The sequence below is a fragment of the Mycobacterium nebraskense genome, assembly GCF_002102255.1.
Lineage (GTDB): Bacteria > Actinomycetota > Actinomycetes > Mycobacteriales > Mycobacteriaceae > Mycobacterium > Mycobacterium nebraskense.
In genome coordinates this window covers 1-1,814 of the sequence record NZ_LQPH01000065.1, presented here as the reverse complement: position 1 = coordinate 1,814, position 1,814 = coordinate 1, and the positions used below count along the sequence as shown (strand labels likewise).

General features: G+C 66.5%; 1 protein-coding gene. It reads right to left on the bottom strand.

Annotated features, from left to right (window positions below; all coding sequences use genetic code 11):
• Positions 1-220: 220 nt before the first annotated feature.
• A complete protein-coding gene (locus AWC17_RS06380) occupies positions 221-1,147 on the bottom strand; it encodes a DMT family transporter (protein ID WP_052742747.1) in 927 nt (308 codons plus the stop codon).
• Positions 1,148-1,814 lie beyond the last annotated feature (667 nt).

The following is a 1,814-nucleotide window of genomic DNA, read 5'->3' as shown; positions in this document are numbered from 1 at the left end:
CCAGACACATCCACTCCGTCAGGAGGTCCTCCCACTTTCAAGCAGCCACGCCGTCAACAACCTCCCGGGTCACGACACCTAGCCGCCAGCGGATCGGCATTCGACAGTTGGGGTGGCCACATTGCCGATTGCCGGCATCAGCGCCGCATTGGACGCCAACCTCTAGGCGCCCGAACCGAACTGCGGCGTGGGCTGACATGCGGTGGTGGCGCAATGCCGGTCAGGCGCGCGGGCAGATCTCGCAGCCGGTTTGTTGCCACCGCTCCAACCGGTCGGTACCGGACCGCCCGGACTGCGCGACCAAAGCGAGCGCCGCGACCGTGACCGCGTCACCGATCCACTGCCGGGCAGTCAGCGCTTCGTGGAACGCCAATACGCTCGCTGCAACCCCCACCACCGGCACCAGGAGCGTCCAGGAGGTCACCGCGGTAATCGATGCCCTACGCAGCTCGGTGAACCACAGGACGTATGGCAGCGCGGTGCCCACCACCGCCAGCGTCACGACCGTCACCAAAGAGCTGACCGACCACCCACGCACGGGTGACCCGTCAACCAGGACTGCGGCCACCGCCAGGAACACAGCGCCGATCAGGAATTGGCCCGCGCCGACCGCCAGGACATCAACAGCGGCTAGGCGGCGGGCCAGCACAGCGCCTGCGGCGACCGCGGCCGCCGACAGCAGCGCCAGCCAAGCGCCGCGACCAGCACCCGTCGGCCCTGCGGCCAGCATCAAACCGCCGAGGCCGACCGCTACCCCCACGACCTCCAACACGCGGGGTCGCTCCGCGAACAGCCACCATGCCGGCAACACCACCAGCAATGCTTGGGCGTTGCCGAGCACCGACGCTATGCCTGGTGCCATCGCAGTGACACTCGCTCCCATGGCGGCGAAGGCCAACGCAACATTGAGGACCGCTAGTGCGCTGATCAACCCCCAGGCGCTGACCGTGAACACCGGCGCTTGGACGGCACGCCGGCGCCGGCTGATCAGGCTAACGCCAAGTAATGCCAGCCCGGTAAGCGCTGCACGCCAAGTGACGAACCACAGCACCGACTGCCCCCGCAGGCCCCACTTCAACAGCGGAAAGCACGATCCCCACGCCAAGGCGACGACCAGCATCCGCAACGGGCGTACACGACCGTACACGGCTGCCACCTTGCCATCGACACCCGCGACGGGCCAGCACCAAGCGATTGACGTGCTCTCGGTCGCGGCGCCGTGCGGCTCACCCCGTGCCGACCCGGTCGCTCGGTGCCGCGGATCTGCGTTGCCTAGACTGCAGCGGCCGTGTCGCTCGGCGCGGCCACTATCAATGCGCCGAGCATTAGGCCACCTGATCCCAGAAGCGGGTCCGCTTGTGGTGCAACGTGTCACAGTCGAGCTCCGACCGCGATCGACTTGTGGTTCTAGACCCTTATGACGACGCCAAAGGGTTTAGACGTCCTCATCTGTTGGTTGCGAGCTGACGATGGAGCGTGTCACCGGTATCAGCTGGCGGGCCGGGCGCCGACGCAACCACGACGGCGAACGCACGGATTTCGAATAACTGCTCGTCATGAGATTTCCCTCGTCTTAGCCCGTTGCCCGATCGCCGGACGTGTCGCATCGCAGCACAAAACCCGCGCGACCTTGCCTGCGACCCAAGGCGCGACTCGTCACCCGATCGAGTTCGACCGAGACCTGGAGCACTCGCCCAGCCGCTCAGCGGATCTCAAAGCGCCAGATCCGGTTCACCCGGTGGCGTCCAGATTTCGGTGTAAATCGGCGGGCGCAGGTTCTGGCTTCGGTGGGTGATGTTACGCGGTAGCGCTGA